Source organism: Streptosporangium sp. NPDC000239 (genome assembly GCF_040300765.1).
Taxonomy (GTDB): Bacteria; Actinomycetota; Actinomycetes; order Streptosporangiales; family Streptosporangiaceae; genus Streptosporangium.
Genome location: NZ_JBEPEI010000002.1, coordinates 21579 through 40919 on the forward strand (window position 1 = coordinate 21579; position 19341 = coordinate 40919).

The window sequence follows — 19341 nt, forward strand, 5'->3', positions numbered from 1 at the left end:
ACCCGGCTCGGATACGGTGAATCGCCGTCCGGCACGGGAGTCTCCGTCCCCCGATCCGAGACGTCCGGCGGCCGTCCCCTGGGGAGCGTCATGAGCCATCCGCCCGTCGTCCTGCCCCGCCTCACCGCCCTGGTCCGGCAGGCCGTGCCCAAGCTCCTCGAAGGGGTGGTCGCCCCCCTGGCCGTCTTCTACGCCGCGCTGGCCGTGCTCGGGCTCAACGGGGCCCTGATCGCGGCGGTGAGCTGGGTCTACGCGGGGGTCGGCTGGCGCCTGGTCCGGCGGGTCAGGGTGCCGGGGACGATGGTGCTGGCCGCCATCGCGATCACCGTGCGGGCGCTGCTCGGGCTGTGGAGCGGAAGCGCGGTGGTCTACTTCCTCCAGCCGGAACTGGGCACCATCTGCATCAGCGTGGCCTTCCTCGCCTCGGTGCGGCTGAACCGGCCACTGGCGCAGAAGCTCACCCTCGACTACATCCACCTGCCCTCCGCGGTGCTCAGGCACGAGCGGGTGCGGCGGTTCTTCGCCCGGATCACCCTGCTGTGGGCCTTCGTGCTGCTGGCCAACTCCTCGGTGAGCATCTGGCTCCTGCTGCACGAGTCGATCGGCACCTACCTGCTGGTCCGCACCGGCGTCGTCGCGCTGATCAGCGGTCTCGCCGCGGCCGTCTCCGTCTACGCCTTCCGCCGCGTCCTGCGCCGCCTGCACCACGACCCGGCCCCCGCCTGAGCCTTTCCCTCCCCGCCGGGGAAACCGTCCTCGTCTGAGCCACGAAGACAGGGGCAGGGAGGACCTCATGGACATCGCGGAAAATCCGAAACGCTGGCTCGTGCTGCCCGTCTTCATCCTCGCCCTCGCCCTGGTCGCCGCGGCCGGGGCGCTGGCGGCGGGAGACGCGGGCGGTGAGTACCTCATGCTCGACCGCCCCGCGTGGGCACCGCCGCGGTGGCTGTTCGGTCCCGCGTGGACGGTGCTCTACGTCATGATCGCGCTGTCGGGCTGGCTGGCCTGGTCGGCGCGCGGCCTGACCCCCGCGCTCGGCGTCTACGCCGTCCAGCTCGTCCTCAACGCGCTCTGGACCCCGCTGTTCTTCGGCGCCCACCTGTACGGCGTCGCCTTCGCCGAGATCGTGGTGCTCTGGGGGACGATCGTGGCCACCGTCGTCATGTTCCGGCCGATCAGCCGCCCCGCCGCCTGGCTGCTGGTGCCGTACGCGCTGTGGGTCACCTACGCGGGCGCGCTGAACCTGGCCGTCTGGCTGATGAACTGACCCCGCCGCGCGGGATCTCCTGCCGGAACAGGAGGGCGCATGACGAAAGTAGGGGGTCACCACGACCGAACGCGGGATGTGCCGACCGCCCTCTGCTTCCTAGGGTCGAGATGACGCGCCCCTGAGGGGCCCTCAGGGGGCGCTCCCCGAAAGCTCGGGGACTCCCCCTGATGCCCGACATGCGGGCCGCCCGGCACCGTGCTGTGTGCGGTTCCCGATACCTACAGGAGTGCGGCTGTGACACAGGCCATCCTCGACGCCGTCCACCAGGCGATGTCCTCGCCGTGGATCTATCTGGCGCTGTTCGCGCTGGCCATGCTCGACGGCTTCTTTCCCGTGGTCCCCGCGGAGACGGCCGTCATCACGGCCGGTGTCTTCGCCGCCTCGACCGGCGCACCCAGCCTGTGGCTGGTGATCGTGGTCGCGGCACTCGGAGCGTTCGCGGGCGACCACATCTCGTACGCCATCGGGCGCACGACCAACAGCCGTCTGAGGGGCGGAAGGCGCAGCGGCAAGGCGATCGCCTGGGCGGAACGGGCCCTGGCCGAACGCGGCGGGCTAGTCCTGGTCGTGGCCCGTTACATCCCCGCGGGCCGGACGGCGTGCACCCTCACCATGGGCGCCGTCGCCTACCCCCGGCGCTCCTTCGCCCTCTTCGACGCCCTGGCCGCCGTGTCCTGGGCGATCTACTCGGGGCTGATCGGCTTCGTGGGCGGCGCCGCCTTCGAGAACGACCCGATCAAGGGGCTGCTGCTCGGCCTCGGCATCGCCCTGTCGATCACGGCGGTGGTCGAGGTGGTCCGCTTCACCCGGCGGCGCCGTACGGCCGAGCGGCACGAGCGGACCGCGGCCGGGGTCCGCGACTGACCCCTACCTCCTTTCCCCCTCGCCGGCGGGGAGGGAACTCCGTCACCTCGGAGAAGGCCGTCGCCCCGGCCACGAGGCCCTGACGGCCCCCGAGCCCGACCCCGGGGAATTCCCCGGGGAGTCAGGGAGAACCCCGATGGTTCCGGGGTCCGTGCCGCGAGACGCTGCCACTGGTTCACCGGAAGACCCCAACCGGTCGCCTCCTTGAGGTGTCTCGGCCATCTCGCCATGTCTTCATCTGCAGTGGAAGGAGTGCGCATGACCGTGTTGGCCGTCGGCCTGGCGTTGCTGGGATCGCTGTTCTTCGCGCTCGGAGCCGCGTTGCAGCAGCACGAGGCGGCCGGTGCGGAACGACCCACGATCGGCCGTCTGTTCCGGCGCCCGCGATGGCTGCTCGGCGGGCTGTCCATCGGGGTCGGGACCGGCCTGCACGTCCTCGCCCTGAGGTACGGCCCGCTCACCGTCGTCCAGCCGATGGGCGTGGCCAGCCTGCTGTTCGCCCTGCCCTGCGCCGCCGCCCTCGGCGGTCGCAGACCCACGTCCCGTGAACTGTCCGCCGCCGCGGTGATCGCCGTCGGGCTCGGCGGCCTGGTGCTGGTCGTTCCCCAGGGCACCGGAGACCCCCACCTGAGCACGACGGGGGTGGTGGCCCTGCTCGCGGGGGCGGCCATCACCGCCCTGGCCCTGTGGGCGGCCTCCCGGCGGACCTCGCCGGCGGGACGGGCCGGGCTGCTCGCCATGGCCGCGGGCGTGCTCTACGGGGCGACCGCCACCCTCACCAGGGTCCTGGTCTACGGCGACTGGGACCTCTGGCTGGTGCTCGCCGTACCGCTGCCCTGCCTGGTCGCGCTGGTCCTGCTGCAGCACGCCTACGCCGCCGGCCACTTCGGCGTCGCCTTCGCCGCGCTCCAGGTGGCGGACCCGCTCACCGCCGTCGTCTTCGGAGCCCTGCTTCTCGGTGAACCGCTGCCGACCGGCGCGGTGAGCACGCTGACCGCGCTCGCCGCCGCCTGCCTCACCGCCGCGGGCACGGTCGCGCTGGCCCGCACGACCCCGCTGTCCCCCAACGTCCGATTAGATCGATGAAGGAGTATCGATGGTCACCTCAGCCGCCCCGATCCTCGCCCCGTCCCCCCTCCCCCAGAGGCCGAGACGGGTTCTGATCGCCACCGACACCTACCCGCCGGACGTCAACGGCACCGCCTACTTCACCCACCGCCTGGCCTGTGGCCTGGCCGGGCGGGACAACGAGGTCCACGTGATCTGCTGCTCCGACGAGGGCCCGGCCAGGACCGAGTCCCTCGACGGGGTGACCGTGCACCGGCTGCGCTCGGCCCCGCTGCTGGTCCACCCGACCATGCGCGTCTCCCTCCCCTCCAGGCTCGACCGGCTGGTACGGCACATCGCCCCCGACGTGCTCCACGTCCAGGGACACTTCGTGGTCGGCAGGGCCGCGATCTCGGCGGCCAGGCGCGGCGGCGTCCCGGTGGTCGCGACCAACCACTTCATGCCCGACAACCTCTTCCAGTTCGCGCACGTCCCCGGGCCGCTGCGGGAGCAGGTCGCCCGGCTGGCCTGGCGCGACTTCAACCGGATCTTCTCCCGTGTCGACCGGGTCACCACGCCGACCAGGATCGCCGCCGGGCTGCTCACCGACCGGGGCTTCACCCGCTCGGTCGAGGCCGTCTCCTGCGGCATCGACCTCGCCCGCTTCCACCCGCACGCCGAGCCCAGGGCGTGGGCGCGCAAGGCCTTCGACCTGCCCGACCGGGACACGGTGCTGTTCGTGGGGCGCCTGGACGAGGAGAAGCGGCTTGAGGACCTCGTCCGCGCGCTGCCGTACGTCCTCAACGAGACCGACGCGCAGATCGCGCTGGTCGGCACCGGCGGGCAGCGGGCGGCGCTGGAACGGCTGGCGCACCGGATCGGGGTCGGCGACCGGGTGATCTTCCTCGGTTTCGTGCCGGACGAGACGATCCCGCAGGTGTACGCCGCGGCGGACGTGTTCGCGATGCCCAGTGTCGCGGAGTTGCAGAGCATCGCGACGCTTGAGGCCATGGCGACGGGCCTGCCGGTCGTCGCCGCCGACGCGATGGCCCTGCCCCACCTCGTACGGCCCGGCGAGAACGGTCACCTGTTCGCCCCCGGCGACGTGCGGGGGCTGGCCAAGCACCTGGGCGACCTGCTGCGCAGCCCGCAGGCGCGCGCCTCCATGGGCGCCGTGAGCCGCTCGATCGCGCTGACCCACGACCACCAGGCCTCCCTGGCCAGGTTCGAGGCGATCTATCAGGAGGTGGCGCGGTGAGCGCGGGCGCCCTGGGCAGGGGCGCCGTCGGCACGGGAAAGGAAAGCGAAGGAACCGTGAAAGAGGAGAACGCGGGCGCACGCGCCGTGTGGCGCTGGCCGGGGGTCGCGGCGGCGCTGCTGGCCGTCGCCGCGACGCTCTACGCGCACGTGGCCGCGGGCCAGGTCGATCCGATGACGACGTTGATCAGCGACTACGCGCTGCTGGGCGCCAGTGCCCCGGCGATGGTCCTCGGCACGATCGCGCTCGCCGTCGGCTCGGTCTGGGTCTCCTACGGCCTGGCCCGGGTGGACCCGGCGCGCAGCGCCGCCGCCCGGGTGCTGTTCCTGGCCGGGGCCGTCGGCCTGCTGCTGACCGCGGCCTTCACCACGGACACCGCCGCCGGGACCCTCTCGGCGGGCGGGGAGATCCACCGCTGGTCGGCGGCCGTGGTCTTCACCGCGCTGCCCTGCGCGGGCTGGCTGCTCGGCAGGAGGTTCAGGAACCCGCTGCTCTCGGTCGTCAGCGCGCTCTCGGTGGTGCTCCTGGCCGCCTTCCTGGCCGCCCACCCGGGCTCGCTGGTCTCCTCCCTCATCGACGGCCCCGGCTACTACGGCCTGCTCCAGCGCCTGCTGGTGCTGAGCGACGCCCTGGTCGTCCTCCTCGCCTCCCTCGGTCTGGGCGGCAGAGGTGAGACATCTCGCGTACCGACCCTCGGGGTACCTACGCTAACGTAGGTTACGGTTCCGTAGTCTGTGAGGGAGAAGACCGCAATGCGCGAGTTCAGCCAGACCGAGCTGTTGCTTGAGCTTGAGCCCGTCGTCGCCGGGGAGCTGGACCGGCATCACAAGGTGGCGAAGGAGTGGTTCCCCCACGAATACGTCCCGTGGTCCGAGGGCAGGGAATTCGACGGCGTGCTCGGCGGCGAGGCCTGGGTCGAGAACGACTCGAAACTGCCCGAAGAGGCGCGCGTCTCCCTCATCGTCAACCTGCTGACCGAGGACAACCTCCCCAGCTACCACTACGAGATCGCCACCGCCTTCGGCCGCGACGCCGCCTGGGGCACCTGGGTGCACCGGTGGACCGCGGAGGAGGCCCGGCACGGCGCCGCCCTGCGTGACTATCTGACGGTCACCCGCGCGGTCGACCCGGTCGCCCTCGAACGCGCCCGCATGTTCCACATGGAGGAGGGGTTCACCAACTCCTACGAGGGAGTGCTCCACTCACTGGCCTACGTCTCCTTCCAGGAGCTGGCCACCCGGATCTCGCACCGCAACACCGGCAGGGCCTCCGGCGAGCCGAACTGCGAGCGGCTGCTGGCCAGGATCGCCGCCGACGAGAACCTGCACATGCTCTTCTACCGGAACCTTCTCGACGCCGCCTTCAAGCTGGCCCCGAGCCAGACGATGCGCGCCGTCACCGACGTGGTGACCACCTTCCAGATGCCGGGGACCGGCATCGAGGGCTTCAGCCGCAAGGCGATGATCATCGCCAACGCCGGGATCTACGACCTGCGCCTGCACATCGACGACGTCCTCATGCCGGTGCTGCGGCAGTGGGCCGTCTTCGACATGAAGGACCTCGACGGCGAGGGCGAGAAGGCCCGGGAGGAGCTCGCCGAGTTCCTCGCCCGTCTGGAGGTCTCCGCCTCCCGCTTCGTCGAGCGCCGCGAGGCCCGCCGCGCCCGCGAGGCCGCCCGCTCCTGAACCTTCTCGCGCCTTCCGCCGGGGGCTCGGGAAGCGGCCCCCGGCGGAAGGACGCGCGGATCAGGACTTCGCCAGGTCCGCGAGCGGGACCTCGGGGTCGGCGAGCCGCTCGGCGTCCACGGCGACGCCCGAGCGGATCAGGTTCTGCACCGGGCCGATGCCGTCGTCCCACAGGTTGACGTGCATGCCCGCCACGACGCGGCCCCCGCTGAGCCAGAAGGCGTAGAAGGCCTGTTCCTCCCGCTCTCCCCTGACGACGACGGAGTCGTAGCCGCCCGGCTCGAACCAGCCGGAGAACTCCATGCCCACGTCGTACTGGTCGCTGAAGAAGTAGGGCGGCCTGTCGTAGACGACCTCCTGGCCCAGCATGGACCTGCCCGCGGCGAGGCCGCCGTTGAGCGCGTTGGCCCAGTGCTCGACGCGGACGCGGGTGCCGTACAGGGGGTTGAAGGCGTTGGCCACGTCACCGGCGGCGTAGACGTCGGGGTCCTCCGTGCGCAGCGCGGCGTCGACCAGGACTCCGTTGTCCACCGGCAGACCGGACAGTACGGCCAGCTCGGCGTTGGGCCGCACGCCCACGCCGACGATCACGACGTCGGCCGGGACCTCCGCCCCGTCGTCGGTCGCGACGGCCCTGACGCGCCCGTCACCGAGGACACCGGTCACCTGACGGCCGAGCCTCAGGTCGACCCCGTGCCGCCGGTGCAGGTCGGCGAAGAAACCGCCCATCTCCGGCCCTAGCGCGGCCTGCAGCGGCACCGGGCGCGGCTCGACGACGGTCACCTCGCAGCCGTACTCGCGGGCCGCCGCCGCCGTCTCAAGGCCGATCCAGCCCGCGCCGACGACGACGACCCGGCCGCCGCCCTTGATCGCGTCACGGAGCCGCTGTGAGTCTCCGAGGCCACGCAGGTAGTGCAGGCCCTCAAGGTCGGCGCCGGGCACGTCGAGGCGGCGCGGGGAGGCGCCGGTCGCGAGCAGCAGCTTGTCATAGCCGATCTGCCCTCCGCCGTCCAGCTCCAGCCTGCGCGCGCCCCGGTCGAGGTCGGTCACCTGGCTGCCGGACACCAGTTCCACGGAGTGCTCGCGGTACCAGGCCTCGTCGTGGACGTAGACCTTGGCCTGGTCCTCCTTGCCCAGGAGATAACCCTTCGACAGCGGAGGACGTTCGTAGGGCAGTTCGGACTCGGCGCCGACAAGGGTGATCCTGCCGTCGAAGCCCTCCTCCCGCAGGGACTGGGCGGCCTTCGCGCCTGCGAGGCCCGCCCCAACGATGACGTACGTCTGCTCGGTGGTCATGCTCCTCTTCTTATCGGATTACCGCCCCGCTATCGATCAGTTGGCGTGATCCGTCTCCACGGCGGCGTTCCCCCTTATTTCATCACTTGTTGACTTTCTGGTCGCACCGACCTACGTTTACGGGAGAAAGACACTGATCACCGCCCGTGGCCTTGTGGAGGCTCGCCGATGTCCGCCAGCCCGTTGATCCTGCCGTTCTCCGACATCGGAGCGGAGGCGCTCCCCCTGGCCGGCGGCAAGGCCGTCAACCTCGGCGTGCTCACCAGGGCCGGTTTCCCCGTCCCGCCCGGGGTCTGCCTCACCACACGGGCCTACCGCGCGGCCACCGAGGGGGCGGGTCTCGGCGACGTGCTCGACGCGCTGGCCACGACCCCCGCCGGGGACGTCACGGCCCTGAACGAACTGGCCGCCAGGGCCCGCGCCCTCGTGCTCGCCGCCCCGGTGCCCCCCGAGGTCGCCGAGGCCGTACGGCACGGCGTGCGCGGCCCCGGCGGTCCCTCCGGCCCGGTCGCCGTGCGCTCCTCGGCGACCGCCGAGGACCTGCCGCACGCCAGCTTCGCCGGGCAGCAGGACACCTACCTCAACGTGGTGGGCGAGGAGGCCGTGCTCGACGCGGTCAGGCGCTGCTGGGCCTCGCTGTGGACCGACAGGGCGGTCGCCTACCGGGCGGCCAACGGCGTCGACCACCGGTCCGTCCTGCTGGCCGTCGTGATCCAGGAGATGGTCTCCTCCGAGGTCGCCGGGGTGATGTTCACCGCCAACCCCGTCACCGGCAGGCGGCACGAGGCGGTGATCGACGCCAGTCCCGGGCTCGGCGAGGCCGTGGTCTCCGGCTCCGTCAACCCCGACCACTTCGTGGTGGACGTCGCGACCGGCCGGATCACCGGGCGGCGCCCCGGCGACAAGCTGCTGGCCGTACGGCCGCTGCCCGGGGGAGGCGTCGAGCATGTCGGCCTCGGGGACGGGACGGGGTCGGCCTGCGTCACCGACGACCAGGTCAGGGCGCTGGCCGCGCTGGGCGGGCGGGTCGAGGAACACTACGGGAGCCCGCAGGACACCGAGTGGGCCATCGACGCCGACGGCTCGCTGTGGCTGACCCAGTCGCGCCCGATCACCACCCTCTTCCCCGTCCCCGAGAGCGCCGCGGCGCGGGCGGAGGGCGGCCCCCGGATCTACTTCTCCTTCAGCGTCGCGCAGGGCGTCTACGCGCCGTTCACCCCGATGGGCGTCTCGGCCTTCCGGCTGATCTCCTCCTCGATCTCGGCGCTGGCGGGGAACCCCGTGGCCGACGTGACCGCCGGGGCCCCGCAGCTGACCGAGGCGGCCGGGCGGCTGTTCCTCGACGTCACCGGCGTCATGCGCGGACGGGCCGGTCGTGCGGTCGTGCCGCGCCTGCTGGACGTGATGGAGGCCAGGTCGGCGGTGGTGCTGCGCGGTCTGTTCGACGACCCCCGTTTCGGGGTGACCCGGCGCTCCGTGCTGCCCGCGCTGCGGCGGGTGCTGCGGATCGCGCGCCGCTTCCGCGTCCCCTCCAACGTCGTGCGGGCCGTGCTGAACCCCGGGGCCACGCGGGGGCGGGTCGAACGCCTCAGGTCACGGCTGCGGGCCGAGCTGGCGCCGCTGCCGGAGAGCGCCACCCCGCTTGAGCGGCTCGACCGGGTCGAGCGGACGCTGAGCGCGCGGACCGTCCCCCTGCTTCCCCACGTCGTGCCCGGCCCCATCGCCGGGTTCGCCATGCTGGGCCTGGCCGCCCGTCTCCTGGGCGGGCGGGCCCGGCCCGGGGAGCTGACGACCGTGCTGCGCGGGCTGCCGCACAACGTCACCACCGAGATGGACCTGGCCCTGTGGCGGCTGGCGGGCCGGATCAGGCGGGACGCCGACGCCGCCGCCCTGCTGCTCACCGTCCCCGCCGCCGACCTGGCCCGGCGCTTCCACGACGGGACGCTGCCGCGGACGGTCCAGCGGGAGCTGCGGGAGTTCCTCGCGGTCTACGGCGTCCGCGCGGTCGCCGAGATCGACCTGGGGGTGCCCCGCTGGTCGGAGGACCCCACGCACGTCCTGGGCGTGCTGGCCAACTACCTGCGCCTGGACGACCTCTCCCAGGCTCCCGACGAGGTGTTCGCCAGGGGCGCCGCGGAGGCGGCCGTCATGATCAGGACACTCGCCGCCCGGGCCGGTGGCCTCCGCGGGCCGCTCGTCCGCTTCGCCCTCGGCAGGGCGCGGGCCCTGGCCGGGCTGCGTGAGCTGCCCAAGTTCCTCGTGGTGACCGTGCTGGCCGCGATGCGCGCCGAACTGGCCGCCGTCGGGGCCGAACTGGCCTCCCGCGGCGTCCTCGACTCCCCCGGCGACGTCTTCTTCCTGACGATCGGCGAGGTCAGGGCCCTGCTGTCTGCCCCGCCCGCCGACCCCGCCGGTTCCCTGGCGCTCGTCGCGGAACGGCGCGCCCAGGCGGACCGGGAACGGCTGCGCAGGCACCTGCCCAGGGTCGTGCTGTCCGACGGCACCGAACCCGAGGCCGTCGCCACGGCGGAGCCGGTCGACGGCGCGCTGACCGGGACCCCCGCCTCGGCGGGGACGGTGACCGGGACGGCCAGGGTCGTCCTCGACCCCGTCGGGGCCCACCTCGAACCCGGGGAGATCCTGGTCTGCCCCTCGACCGACCCCGGCTGGACGCCGCTGTTCCTCACCGCGGGCGGCCTGGTCATGGAGATGGGCGGGGCCAACTCACACGGCGCCGTGGTGGCCAGGGAGTACGGCATCCCCGCCGTCGTCGGTGTCGCCCACGCGACCGAGCACGTCGTCACCGGCCTGCGGATCACGGTCGACGGCACCTCGGGAACGGTGACCACGACCTGAGGCGACCTGAGGCTCATCCGCGCAGCACCTCCGCACACCACCCGAGGCCCGTCACGGCCCGGTCGACCAGCGCCTGGTCGGCGAACTCGTCCGTGCCGAGCAGGCCGAGCAGGGCGAAGGTGTCGGCGGCGTAGGCGGCGATCGTCCGCTCGTCGGCCGGTTCGCCCCCGGCCTGGCCGTACCCCGCGAGCAGCGGCCCCTCCAGCAGGCCGTAGGCCCTCATCCGGCCGAGTTCGGCGGCGGGGTCGCCCATCGTGCAGTTGGACAGGTCGAGCACCGCGACGAGGTCGTCCCCGTGGAAGCACAGGTTCTCCCTGCGCAGGTCCATGTGGAGCAGCCGCAGCGGCGCCCGCCCGGCCCGCTCCCCGGCCACCGCCGTGGCCGCCTCGACGAGCGCCCGGTGCCCGTCGAGGGGGACGCGGGCGGCCAGCGCGCCCACCCGGATCTCGATGCGCCTGGCCATCGCCTCCGGGGCGCAGTCGGCGCCCAGTCCCGCGCGCCGGGACGCCGGGACGTCCGCCGTGTGGACGCGCGCCAGGACCTCACCGAGGCGGCGCAGCCGCGTTTCGCCGAGTTCGGCCGCTCCGTCGTCGGGGACGAGGTCCAGGAGCATCCACGACCGCTCCCCCTCACCCCGGGCTCGCCGCCACCCCCTGAGACCGGCGACGGGCACGCCCGCCCGGGCGAGAACCCCGTGCGCCAGGACCTCGCGTTCGAGGACGGCCCCGAAGTCGACCGTCCCGTCGTAGGCCGTCGGGGTGACCTCCCGCAGCGGCACCCTGAGCACGAACCGCCGTTCGCCGTCCGCCTCGACGAGCAGCGCGGCGTAGTCGGCGCCCCGGCGCCAGGGCGAGATCACGCACCCCGGCGGCAGCCGGTCGGCCAGCTGCCGGGCCATCCGCCCGGCGAGCCGTTCCTCGTCGGGAATCTCCAGACCGCGCAACACGACATCCCCCCTGTCCCCGTTCCCCGCCCGATTGTAAGAATCGGCTCGGTGGGTCGCCTCGGGAAAGGACCGTCACGTGTCCCGTGATCGGATCGCCGTGCTCGGCGAGTGTGTCGCCGACGCCTTCGTCACCGGTACGGCGCCGGGAGGCGGGCTCGCCCTGCGGGTCCTGCCCGGCGGCGGTCCCGCCAACACCGCCGTGGCCCTGGCCCGTCTCGGCACGCCCGTCCGCTTCCTCGGGCGGATCTCCCGTGATCCCTTCGGGGAGCTGTTCCGCGCCCACCTGGACGCCTCCGGCGTCGATCTGACCGGCTGCGTGAGCGCGCAGGAGCCCAGCGTCCTGGCCGTCGCCACTCTGGACGAGGCGGGACGGGCGGCCTACTCCTTCCACGCCGAGGGAGCGGCCGACTGGCGGTGGAGTGCGGCGGAGCTGACCGGCGAGCGGGTCGGCGACGCCGTCTGCCTGCACACCGGCTCCCTCGCCCTGGTCCACGACCCCGGGGCGGGGCGGATCGAGGAGCTGCTCGCGCGGGCCGCCGCCGGGACGACCGTCTCGATCGACCCCAACGTACGCCCCGGCGTCGTCCCCCTTGACCGCTACCGGGAGGCGATGCCCCGCTGGTGCGCGCTGGCCGACGTCGTCAAGCTGAGCCTCGACGACCTGGAGCTGATCCGCCCCGGTGAGACGGCCGAGCGCGCCTGCGACGCCTGGCACGCCGCGGGTGCCCGGCTGGTCGTGGTGACCCTCGGTCCCGGGGGCGCGCTCGTCTCCCTGGACGGCCTGCGCGTGAGGGTGCCCGCGCCCGCCGTACGGGTCGTGGACACCGTCGGGGCCGGTGACTCCTTCACCGCCGCGTTCCTGCACCGGCTGCGCGCGGACGGCCTGCTCGGCGGGCGGCTCGACGCCCTCGACCTGGACGCGGCCGGGCGGGCGGCGGCCTTCGCGGCCGGGGCCGCCGCCCGCACCTGCTCGGTTCCCGGAGCCGACCCTCCGTGGGCCGGTGACCTGTGAGCCCCGCTAGCTCCTCGGTCCCGTGGAGAGGGCCTCGGCCCGTTCGCGCCCGCCCGGCAGCAGGCGGGCGAACCACTCCGAACGGCTGGCGATCAGCGGCCCGAACAGCGCGAGGATGAGCACGTATCCGGCGATGAACGGCGCGAGCCTGCCGTCGAGCCCGGCGGCCACGGCCATGGTCGCCAGGACCAGGGCGAACTCCCCTCGGGAGAGCACGGTCAGTGAGATGTTCACCGCCTGTGTCGCGCCGAAGGAGTTCATCCTGGCGGCCAGTGCCCCCGCCGCCACGTTGAACACCAGGGTGAGCATGACCGCGATGGCGACGGGCCAGGCGACGGAGAGCATGTCCCCGGGCTCGATGGACAGGCCGAACGCGAAGAAGAACAGGGCCGCGAAGGCGTCCCTGAGCGGATGGACGAGCCGGCGGATGCGCGGCGCGGCCTTGGTCGAGCTGAGGATCAGGCCGATCATGAAGGCCCCGATGGCGTCGGAGACGCCGAGTTCCTCCGCGACGCCCGCGGTGAGGATCGCCAGTCCGGTGAACATCACCACGAGCAGCTCGTCGTCCTTGGTGGTCACGAGCCTGTCGACCAACCGGGTGCCCCACCTGGCCAGCGCGGTCAGCGCGATCAGGAAGGCGAAGGCCTTGCCGAAGGAGAGCGCGGCGGCGGCGAAGGAGTCGGCACCGCTGAGCACCGGCTGCAACACCGCCAGGTAGAGGGCGAGAAAGATGTCCTCGACCACGATGATTCCCAGGATGAGGCGGCTCTCCGGGTTGCCGATCCGCCCGAGGTCGACGAGCAGTTTGGTCGCGATGGCCGAGGAGGAGATCCCGACCACCCCGGCCAGGACCAGCGCCTCCCTTGTCCCCCAGCCGAGGGCGAACCCGAAGATCAGGCCTCCCCCGACGTTGAGCAGGATGTAGACGGTCCCGGCGAGCGCCAGCCTGCTGCCGCCCGCGATGAGACTGTCGAGGGAGAACTCCAGGCCGAGGTAGAACAGCAGGAAGATCAGGCCGAGCGTGGCGATGACCTTCAGGTCGGCCGGGTTCTCCACGAGGGCGAGCCCGGGGGTGTGCGGCCCGAAGATGATGCCCGCGAGCATGAACAGGGGGATCGTCGGCAGTCCGATCCGGCCGCCGAGCCTGGCGATGATCCCGGCGGCGAGGAAGGAGCCGCCGAGGGCGATGAGAGCGTCACCCAGTGCCACGGTGGCCTCCTTCCGGCCTGATTCCGGGCATGGTGAAAGCGCATTCGTAGAACATGAAAAAACCTCCGTCGGACGATCTCGATCTGGTGCGTCAGAGATCGCCGGACGGAGGCGCCCGGGGTTCGGACGGGCCGTGTACGGCCCGCGTGACGACGGTGACGGGCGGCCGGGGGCGCAGCCACACCACCCGTGCCGGGCCGGCGTGCCGGATCGTGGGCGGAGGCAGGCTGTGCCCCGCCTTGTACGGCGAGGCCGGGGGCAGGATCGCGCCGCTCGCCAGGGCCACGGCGACGCCGGGTTCGTGGCGTAGCCCGTGGTGCGCCTGGAGCGGCGCGTGGATGACAGTGAGCAGAACGAACAGAAGGGAGGCGACCGTACCGACGACCCTCTTCTGCAAACCGGACCCTAACCCTGAGGCGAATTGTCCGTTATTTTATCATCTGTCACCGTCGTTTCCCGGGCCGGGCGCCACGACATCAGATACGCCCGCTGCCAGAGGATTTCGAGCGGCCCCCGCTCGAAGCGGCGCAGCCACAGCGCGGCCAGCGTCATGAACACCGCGCAGATGGCCGCCCAGGCGGCGACCGTCCACCACGGCCGCAGTCCCTCGAACCGCGTGGCCAGGCCGAGCCCCCAGCCGTAGCAGAGCACCGCCCCCGCCAGGTTCTGGAAGACGTAACAGCTCAGCGCCGTCCTGCCGACGGCCGTCAGCCCCCGGCGCATCCGGCCCTGAACGTCCCCCGCCCCGAGCGCGACCGTCGTCACCAGCCCCAGCAGGCCGAGCGCGACCAGCGGCGGCAGCAGGTAGCGGTCGACCAGGAACCAGCCTTCTCCGGAGAAGGCCGTCAGCAGGTTCAGCGGCGCGCCGACGCCGAGCCCGAGGACCATCAGCCTGCGCCGCAGGACGGCGCCGCGTTCCGAGTCCTCGAAGACCCCCGCCCGCACCAGGCGGGAGCCGAGCAGGAACAGCACGACGCCCAGCGGGACGATGAACACGGCCTCGAAGCGGTAGGTGCCCATGTTGACGATCCTGGCGGTGACCTGGTCGAGGTAGCCGCCCTCGGCGAACCGTCTCGACGGCGCGGCCCCTGAGGAAAGATCGGCGACGCCGTACAGGAGGGCGAGGGTGATCAGGCCGATCACGGCGGCGAACACCGTCCCCGTCACGATCATCCAGGCCCTGACCACCCGGTCGCTCCTGCCGATGAGGAAGGCCACCAGGACCGAGACCACGGCGTAGCCCATGAGCACGTCGAACTCGAAGATCAGCACGTAGTGGAGCAGTCCCTCGACGAACAGCAGCGCCGCCCGCCACAGGTACCGGCCGGGCCAGGTGACGCCACGCCGTACGGCCGAGCGGTACTGCAGCTCCATGCCCACCCCGAACAGCAGGCTGAGCAGGGCCAGGAACTTGCCGTTGGCCAGGAAGTGCAGGAAGGTCTCGGCCGCCCCGCTCCCGGAGAGGGCGTCCATGACCCCGGCCGGCCCCAGGGGGTCGGTGAAGATCCAGATGTTGGTGCCGAGCGTGCCCATGATGGCGATGCCCCTGAGCACGTCGAGCACGTCGATGCGTCGCGTCGTCACCCTTCAACGATCGCCGTCCCCGGCCCGCGGGACATCGTCGCGCGGACCCATCCGTCGGCTACATCGATCTATGTAGCCTCTCCCCCGCTGGGGCGATCTCTAGACCGACAAATCCGGATATGTCGCCTTCAGAGGTGTTCGGCGAGGAACTCCGCCGTGGCCTCCACCGCCCGGGCGACGCAGGGCTCGACGTCGTAGAGGTCGGTGTGCCGCCGGGCGTCCACCCAGACGAGCCGCTTGGGCCCCTCCATCCGCCGGTAGACCTCCTCGGCGCCCTCCGGGGAGCTCATCCGGTCGATCACCCCGTGCACGACCAGGCCCGGCGTCGGGGCCAGGAAGTCGGCGCCGGTCATGTCGTCCACGGTGAGCAGCTCACCCAGGGAGGCCCTGGTGACCAGGTTTCGCCAGTGCGGGCAGGCGCCCCGCCCCGTGCCGTAGTAGTCGAACGGTTCCGGCCCCGGCATGGCCGCCTCGCCCTCCTGCGCCACGGCGGGCAGGTACTCCACCTCCCCGCCCCGGTCCTGACGCTCCATGACCTCGGCGTGGCGGGCCAGCGCCTCCCGGTAGCCCGCCCCCATCGTGGCGCGCGTGCCGTACGGATTGCCGTAGGACCCCGCGATGCCCGCGAAGGCCCCGACCCGGGGGTCGAGGGCGGCGAACCTGAGCGCGTAGCCCGCGCCGAGGCAGATCCCGACCGCTCCGATCCGGCCGCCGTCCGCCTCGGGACGCGAGCGCAGCAGCGAGACCGCGGCCCGCAGGTCACGCAGCTTGCCCTGCGGATCCTCGTGCCCGCGCGGCGTGCCGCCCGACTCGCCCCAGTTGCGGTGGTCGAAGGCCAGCGTCACGTAGCCGGCCCCGGTCAGCGCCTCGGCGTAGCGGCCGGCGACCTGGCCGCGTGTCCCGGTGAACGGCCCGGTCAGCACCAGCGCCGGACGCGGCCCCGGCCCCTCGGGCACGCGCAGGTCACCGACGAGTGTGATCCCGTCGGCCTCGAACTCAACCCTCTCGCTCATGCCCCCAGACTGTACGGCTCCGCGAACGTCCCCGGCCCTCGGCCGTACGCGCCGAGGGCCGGGGACGACGGCTAGGAGTCGAACCCGAGACCCATCTTGTCCAGGGTGCGCAGCCAGAGGTTGCGACGGCCCTGGTGGAGGTCGGCCTGGGCGATCGACCAGCGGGTCATCTGGATCCCGGCGGAGCGGACCGGCTCCGGCGGGAACGGCAGCGGCTTCTCCCTGACCATCCGCAGCTCGGTCCGCTCGGTCGATTCGCCGCCGAGCAGGTCGAGCATGACGTTCGCCCCGAACCTGGTCGCGCCGACCCCCATGCCGGTGTATCCGGCGGCGTAGGCCAGGCGTCCGCCGTGCGCGGTTCCGTAGAAGGCGCTGAAACGGCTGCAGGTGTCGATGACGCCGCCCCACCGGTGGGTGAAGCGCAGCCCCGACAGCTGCGGGAAGGTCGTGAAGAAGTGCTCGGCCAGTTTGACGAAGGTCTCGTCGCGCTGTTCGTACTCCGGCTTGATCCTCCCGCCGTTGTAGTAGACCGCGTCGTAGCCGCCCCAGAGGATGCGGTTGTCCGAGGTCAGCCGGTAGTAGTGGAACTGGTTGGCCGAGTCTCCGACGCCCTGCCGGTTGTGCCAGCCGACCGATGCCAGCTGCTCCTCCGACAGGGGCTCGGTCATCAGCGCGTAGTCGTAGACCGGCACCAGGAAGTGCTTCAGCCTGCGCAGCAGCGGCTGGAACACTCCGGTGCCGAGCGCCACCTTCTCGGCCCTGACCGTGCCGTGCGGGGTGAGCAGCTCCATGTGCGTCCCGGTGTCCCGCATGTGCCTGACCGGCGTGCGCTCGTGGACGCGCACGCCCAGTGAGAGACAGGCCTGCCTGAGGCCCCAGGCCAGCCGGGCGGGGTCGAGCATGGCGCAGCCGTCACGCTCCCAGTGGCCTCCCACGTAGGTGGGCGAGTTCACCTCCGCCCTGACCTGGTCCTGGTCGAGGACGTCGAAACGGACACCCAGCTCCCTGGCGACCTCGACGCTCTGGTGCATCTCCGCGAGCTGCCACGGCTCGGTGGCCACGTGCAGCTCCCCGGTCCGCTCGTAGCCGCAGTCGATGCCGTACCTGGCGACCGTCTCGCCGAGCTCGTCGAGGTTGGTCAGTCCCATGTGTTCGAGGAGGGCGATCTCCTCCGGCCAGCGCTCAAGGCCGTTGGCGATGCCGTGGGTGAGCGTCGCCATGGCGAATCCGCCGTTACGACCGGACGCCGCCCAGCCGATCTTCTTTCCCTCCAGCAGGACGACGTCCAGCGACGGGTCCCGCTCCTTGGCCATCAGGGCCGTCCACAGCCCCGAGAAGCCACCGCCGACCACCGCGAGCCCGGCGGTCGTGTTTCCGAAGAGCCGCGGCAGCGGCTCGGGTTTCGCCGGACTGTCGAGCCAGTACGGCTTGCGCTCCGCGTCAGCAAGAGCCTTCAGCGGATCCACAAATCTCACTTCCCTACGGTGAGTCAAAGAGTCTTTGTGTGTGTCGCGGGGCCTTGGGGGCCACGCGCGGGTTCCCCCCGCCTGAGTCCGATCTCGCCTCCCTGTTCTCTGTCGAGGATCCTGATGCGCCTGAGCCCGTGCCACCGGCGGCGGCACGGGCTCAGGCGACGGTCAAGTGCGGCGGCGGGCGGTCACCGTGTTGACCACGGCGATCACGACGCCTACCGCGAATATAAGCGTTCCCAGGATGTTGACCTGCGGCGGGATGCCGATCCTGGTGGCCCCCCAGATCCACAGCGGGAAGGTCTCCATGGCCCCGCTGGTGAACTGGGTGATCACGAAGTCGTCGATGGACAGCGCGAAGGCCAGCAGCGCGCCGGAGACGACGCCGGGCAGGATCATCGGGAACGTCACCCGCCAGAAGGTGGTCCAGGTGGAGGCGCCCAGGTCCCTGGCCGCCTCCTCGACCGACCTGTCGAGCCCGATCACCCTGGCCCGCACGGTGATGGCCACGAACGACAGCGAGAACAGCACGTGCGCCACGACCACGGTCCAGAACCCGGTGTCCACCCCGGCGCTGACGAACAGCGACAGCAGCGAGGCGCCCATGACGAGCTCGGGTGAGGCGATCGCGGCGAACAGCACCAGGTTGGTCGCGCCCTGCCCGCGGAAACGGTGACGGCCGAGCGCCAGCCCCATGAGGGTGCCGATCACCGTGGTGATCAGCGTGGCGAGCAGGGCCACCTGCAGTGAGTTGCCCACGGCCCCGATCAGCTCGGGATAGTCGCCCAGCCTGCCCCACCACCTGAGCGTGAAGCCCTGCCAGGTGACGTTCGACTTGCTCGCGGTGTCGTTGAACCCGAAGACGATCATGACCACGATCGGCAGGAACAGCCAGGCGATGACCAGCCAGACGTAGCCCCACAGCAGCCGCTCGCCGAACCTGACCCTGGGTCTGGTGATCTCCGGTGCGCTCATCGGGCCGCCGCCTCCAGCACGTTCTCGGTGCCCAGCGCCCTGGCGTAGGCGAAGATGCCGACCAGCATCACCGCCATCAGCGTGAACGACAGCGCCGCCGCGGTCGGATAGTCGGCGTTGACGAGATACTCGGTCTGGATGATGTTGCCGATCATCGTGTTGGCCGGGCCGCCGAGGATCCCGGCGTTGACGTAGTCGGCGGTCATCGGGACGAACGTCATCAGCACCCCGGCGAAGACCCCGGGCAGCGAGAGCGGCAGCACGACCTTCGTGAAGGCCTGGCTCCTGGCCGCGTAGAGGTCCTGGGCCGCCTCGACCACCCGGGGGTCGATCCGTTCGAGCGCCACGTAGATCGGCAGGATCATGAACGGCAGGTAGTTGTAGACCAGGCCGCCGATCACCGCGACCGTGGTCTGCAGGACGTGGAAGTCCTGGGCCACCAGGCCCATCGCCTTCAACGGCGACAGCAGCAGGCCGTCGTCGGCCAGCAGGAACTTCCACGAGACCGTGCGCAGCACGAACGACACGAAGAACGGCAGCAGCACCAGCAGCAGGTAGGTGGACTTGCGGGAACCGCCCCTGAAGGCGATCCAGTACGCCACCGGATAGGCCATCGCGATGGAGACGGCCGTGCCCACGAGGCCGTACCCGACCGAGCGCAGGAACTGCGTCTGGTAGCGCGTCAGGGCGTCGCCGTACACGGAGAAGTCGAAGGTCTGCACGAAGCCGTTCAGGATGTCGCCCTCCTGGGTGGAGACCGAGGCCATGAAGACCATCGGCACCACCAGGAAGATCAGTAACCACAGACCGCCCGGCAGGATGAGCAGGTAGGGGGTGAGGCGCTTCACCGGGGCTCT

At 71.9% G+C, this 19341-nt stretch carries 18 protein-coding genes; 9 read left to right on the top strand and 9 right to left on the bottom strand.

Going from position 1 to position 19341, the window contains the following annotated elements; genetic code table 11:
* The first annotated feature begins 90 nt into the window (after positions 1-90).
* The 7 genes from ABT340_RS05605 (at position 91) to ABT340_RS05635 (ending at position 6124) form a co-directional block, all read left to right on the top strand.
* A complete protein-coding gene (locus tag ABT340_RS05605; RefSeq protein WP_352009488.1) occupies positions 91-726 on the top strand; it encodes a VC0807 family protein in 636 nt (211 codons plus the stop codon).
* A 67-nt stretch (positions 727-793) separates the two neighbouring features.
* Positions 794-1267, top strand: coding sequence for a TspO/MBR family protein (locus tag ABT340_RS05610; protein WP_352009489.1), 474 nt, complete (start codon positions 794-796; stop codon positions 1265-1267).
* A gap of 237 nt (positions 1268-1504) precedes the next feature.
* Positions 1505-2134, top strand: coding sequence for a DedA family protein (locus ABT340_RS05615; RefSeq protein ID WP_352009490.1), 630 nt, complete (start codon positions 1505-1507; stop codon positions 2132-2134).
* Between the two features lie 258 nt (positions 2135-2392).
* A complete protein-coding gene (locus ABT340_RS05620; RefSeq protein ID WP_352009491.1) occupies positions 2393-3220 on the top strand; it encodes a DMT family transporter in 828 nt (275 codons plus the stop codon).
* Positions 3221-3230: 10 nt separating this feature from the next.
* Entirely contained in the window at positions 3231-4439 is a 1209-nt protein-coding gene (locus ABT340_RS05625; protein ID WP_352009492.1) for a glycosyltransferase, read from the top strand.
* Entirely contained in the window at positions 4436-5155 is a 720-nt protein-coding gene (locus ABT340_RS05630; protein ID WP_352009493.1) for a DUF998 domain-containing protein, read from the top strand. The genes ABT340_RS05625 and ABT340_RS05630 overlap by 4 nt, the downstream gene beginning before the upstream one ends.
* A gap of 36 nt (positions 5156-5191) precedes the next feature.
* Positions 5192-6124 (top strand): acyl-ACP desaturase, encoded by a 933-nt coding sequence (locus ABT340_RS05635; RefSeq protein ID WP_352009494.1) that lies wholly within the window; start codon positions 5192-5194, stop codon positions 6122-6124.
* Positions 6125-6184: 60 nt separating this feature from the next.
* Here the strand turns inward: ABT340_RS05635 and ABT340_RS05640 are convergent, their stop codons facing one another.
* Positions 6185-7420, bottom strand: a complete 1236-nt coding sequence (locus ABT340_RS05640; protein ID WP_352009495.1) for an NAD(P)/FAD-dependent oxidoreductase — start codon at positions 7418-7420, stop codon at positions 6185-6187.
* A gap of 168 nt (positions 7421-7588) precedes the next feature.
* Between ABT340_RS05640 and ABT340_RS05645 the strand changes: the two genes are divergently transcribed.
* Complete coding sequence (locus ABT340_RS05645) at positions 7589-10276, top strand: PEP/pyruvate-binding domain-containing protein (RefSeq protein ID WP_352009496.1); 2688 nt, start codon at positions 7589-7591, stop codon at positions 10274-10276.
* 13 nt (positions 10277-10289) lie between these two features.
* Here the strand turns inward: ABT340_RS05645 and ABT340_RS05650 are convergent, their stop codons facing one another.
* Complete coding sequence (locus tag ABT340_RS05650; RefSeq protein ID WP_352009497.1) at positions 10290-11222, bottom strand: phosphotransferase family protein; 933 nt, start codon at positions 11220-11222, stop codon at positions 10290-10292.
* Positions 11223-11298: 76 nt separating this feature from the next.
* On the opposite strand from ABT340_RS05650, the gene ABT340_RS05655 reads away from it, so the two are divergent.
* Positions 11299-12234 carry a carbohydrate kinase family protein gene (locus ABT340_RS05655; protein ID WP_352009498.1) on the top strand — a complete coding sequence of 312 codons (936 nt, stop codon included), beginning with the start codon at positions 11299-11301 and terminating at the stop codon, positions 12232-12234.
* 6 nt (positions 12235-12240) lie between these two features.
* Here ABT340_RS05655 and ABT340_RS05660 read toward each other — a convergent pair whose 3' ends face one another.
* From ABT340_RS05660 to ABT340_RS05690, 7 genes are all read right to left on the bottom strand, one after another.
* Positions 12241-13443 carry a cation:proton antiporter gene (locus ABT340_RS05660; protein ID WP_352009499.1) on the bottom strand — a complete coding sequence of 401 codons (1203 nt, stop codon included), beginning with the start codon at positions 13441-13443 and terminating at the stop codon, positions 12241-12243.
* A gap of 91 nt (positions 13444-13534) precedes the next feature.
* Positions 13535-13840 carry a hypothetical protein gene (locus tag ABT340_RS05665; protein WP_352009500.1) on the bottom strand — a complete coding sequence of 102 codons (306 nt, stop codon included), beginning with the start codon at positions 13838-13840 and terminating at the stop codon, positions 13535-13537.
* Positions 13841-13848: 8 nt separating this feature from the next.
* Positions 13849-15027 (bottom strand): DUF418 domain-containing protein, encoded by a 1179-nt coding sequence (locus ABT340_RS05670; RefSeq protein ID WP_352009501.1) that lies wholly within the window; start codon positions 15025-15027, stop codon positions 13849-13851.
* A 128-nt stretch (positions 15028-15155) separates the two neighbouring features.
* Complete coding sequence (locus ABT340_RS05675; protein WP_352009502.1) at positions 15156-16040, bottom strand: alpha/beta hydrolase; 885 nt, start codon at positions 16038-16040, stop codon at positions 15156-15158.
* Between the two features lie 71 nt (positions 16041-16111).
* A complete protein-coding gene (locus ABT340_RS05680; RefSeq protein WP_352010155.1) occupies positions 16112-17506 on the bottom strand; it encodes an NAD(P)/FAD-dependent oxidoreductase in 1395 nt (464 codons plus the stop codon).
* A gap of 171 nt (positions 17507-17677) precedes the next feature.
* A complete protein-coding gene (locus ABT340_RS05685; RefSeq protein WP_352009503.1) occupies positions 17678-18484 on the bottom strand; it encodes an ABC transporter permease in 807 nt (268 codons plus the stop codon).
* Positions 18481-19332 (bottom strand): ABC transporter permease, encoded by an 852-nt coding sequence (locus ABT340_RS05690; RefSeq protein WP_352009504.1) that lies wholly within the window; start codon positions 19330-19332, stop codon positions 18481-18483. Before ABT340_RS05690 ends, ABT340_RS05685 begins: the two co-directional genes overlap by 4 nt.
* Positions 19333-19341 lie beyond the last annotated feature (9 nt).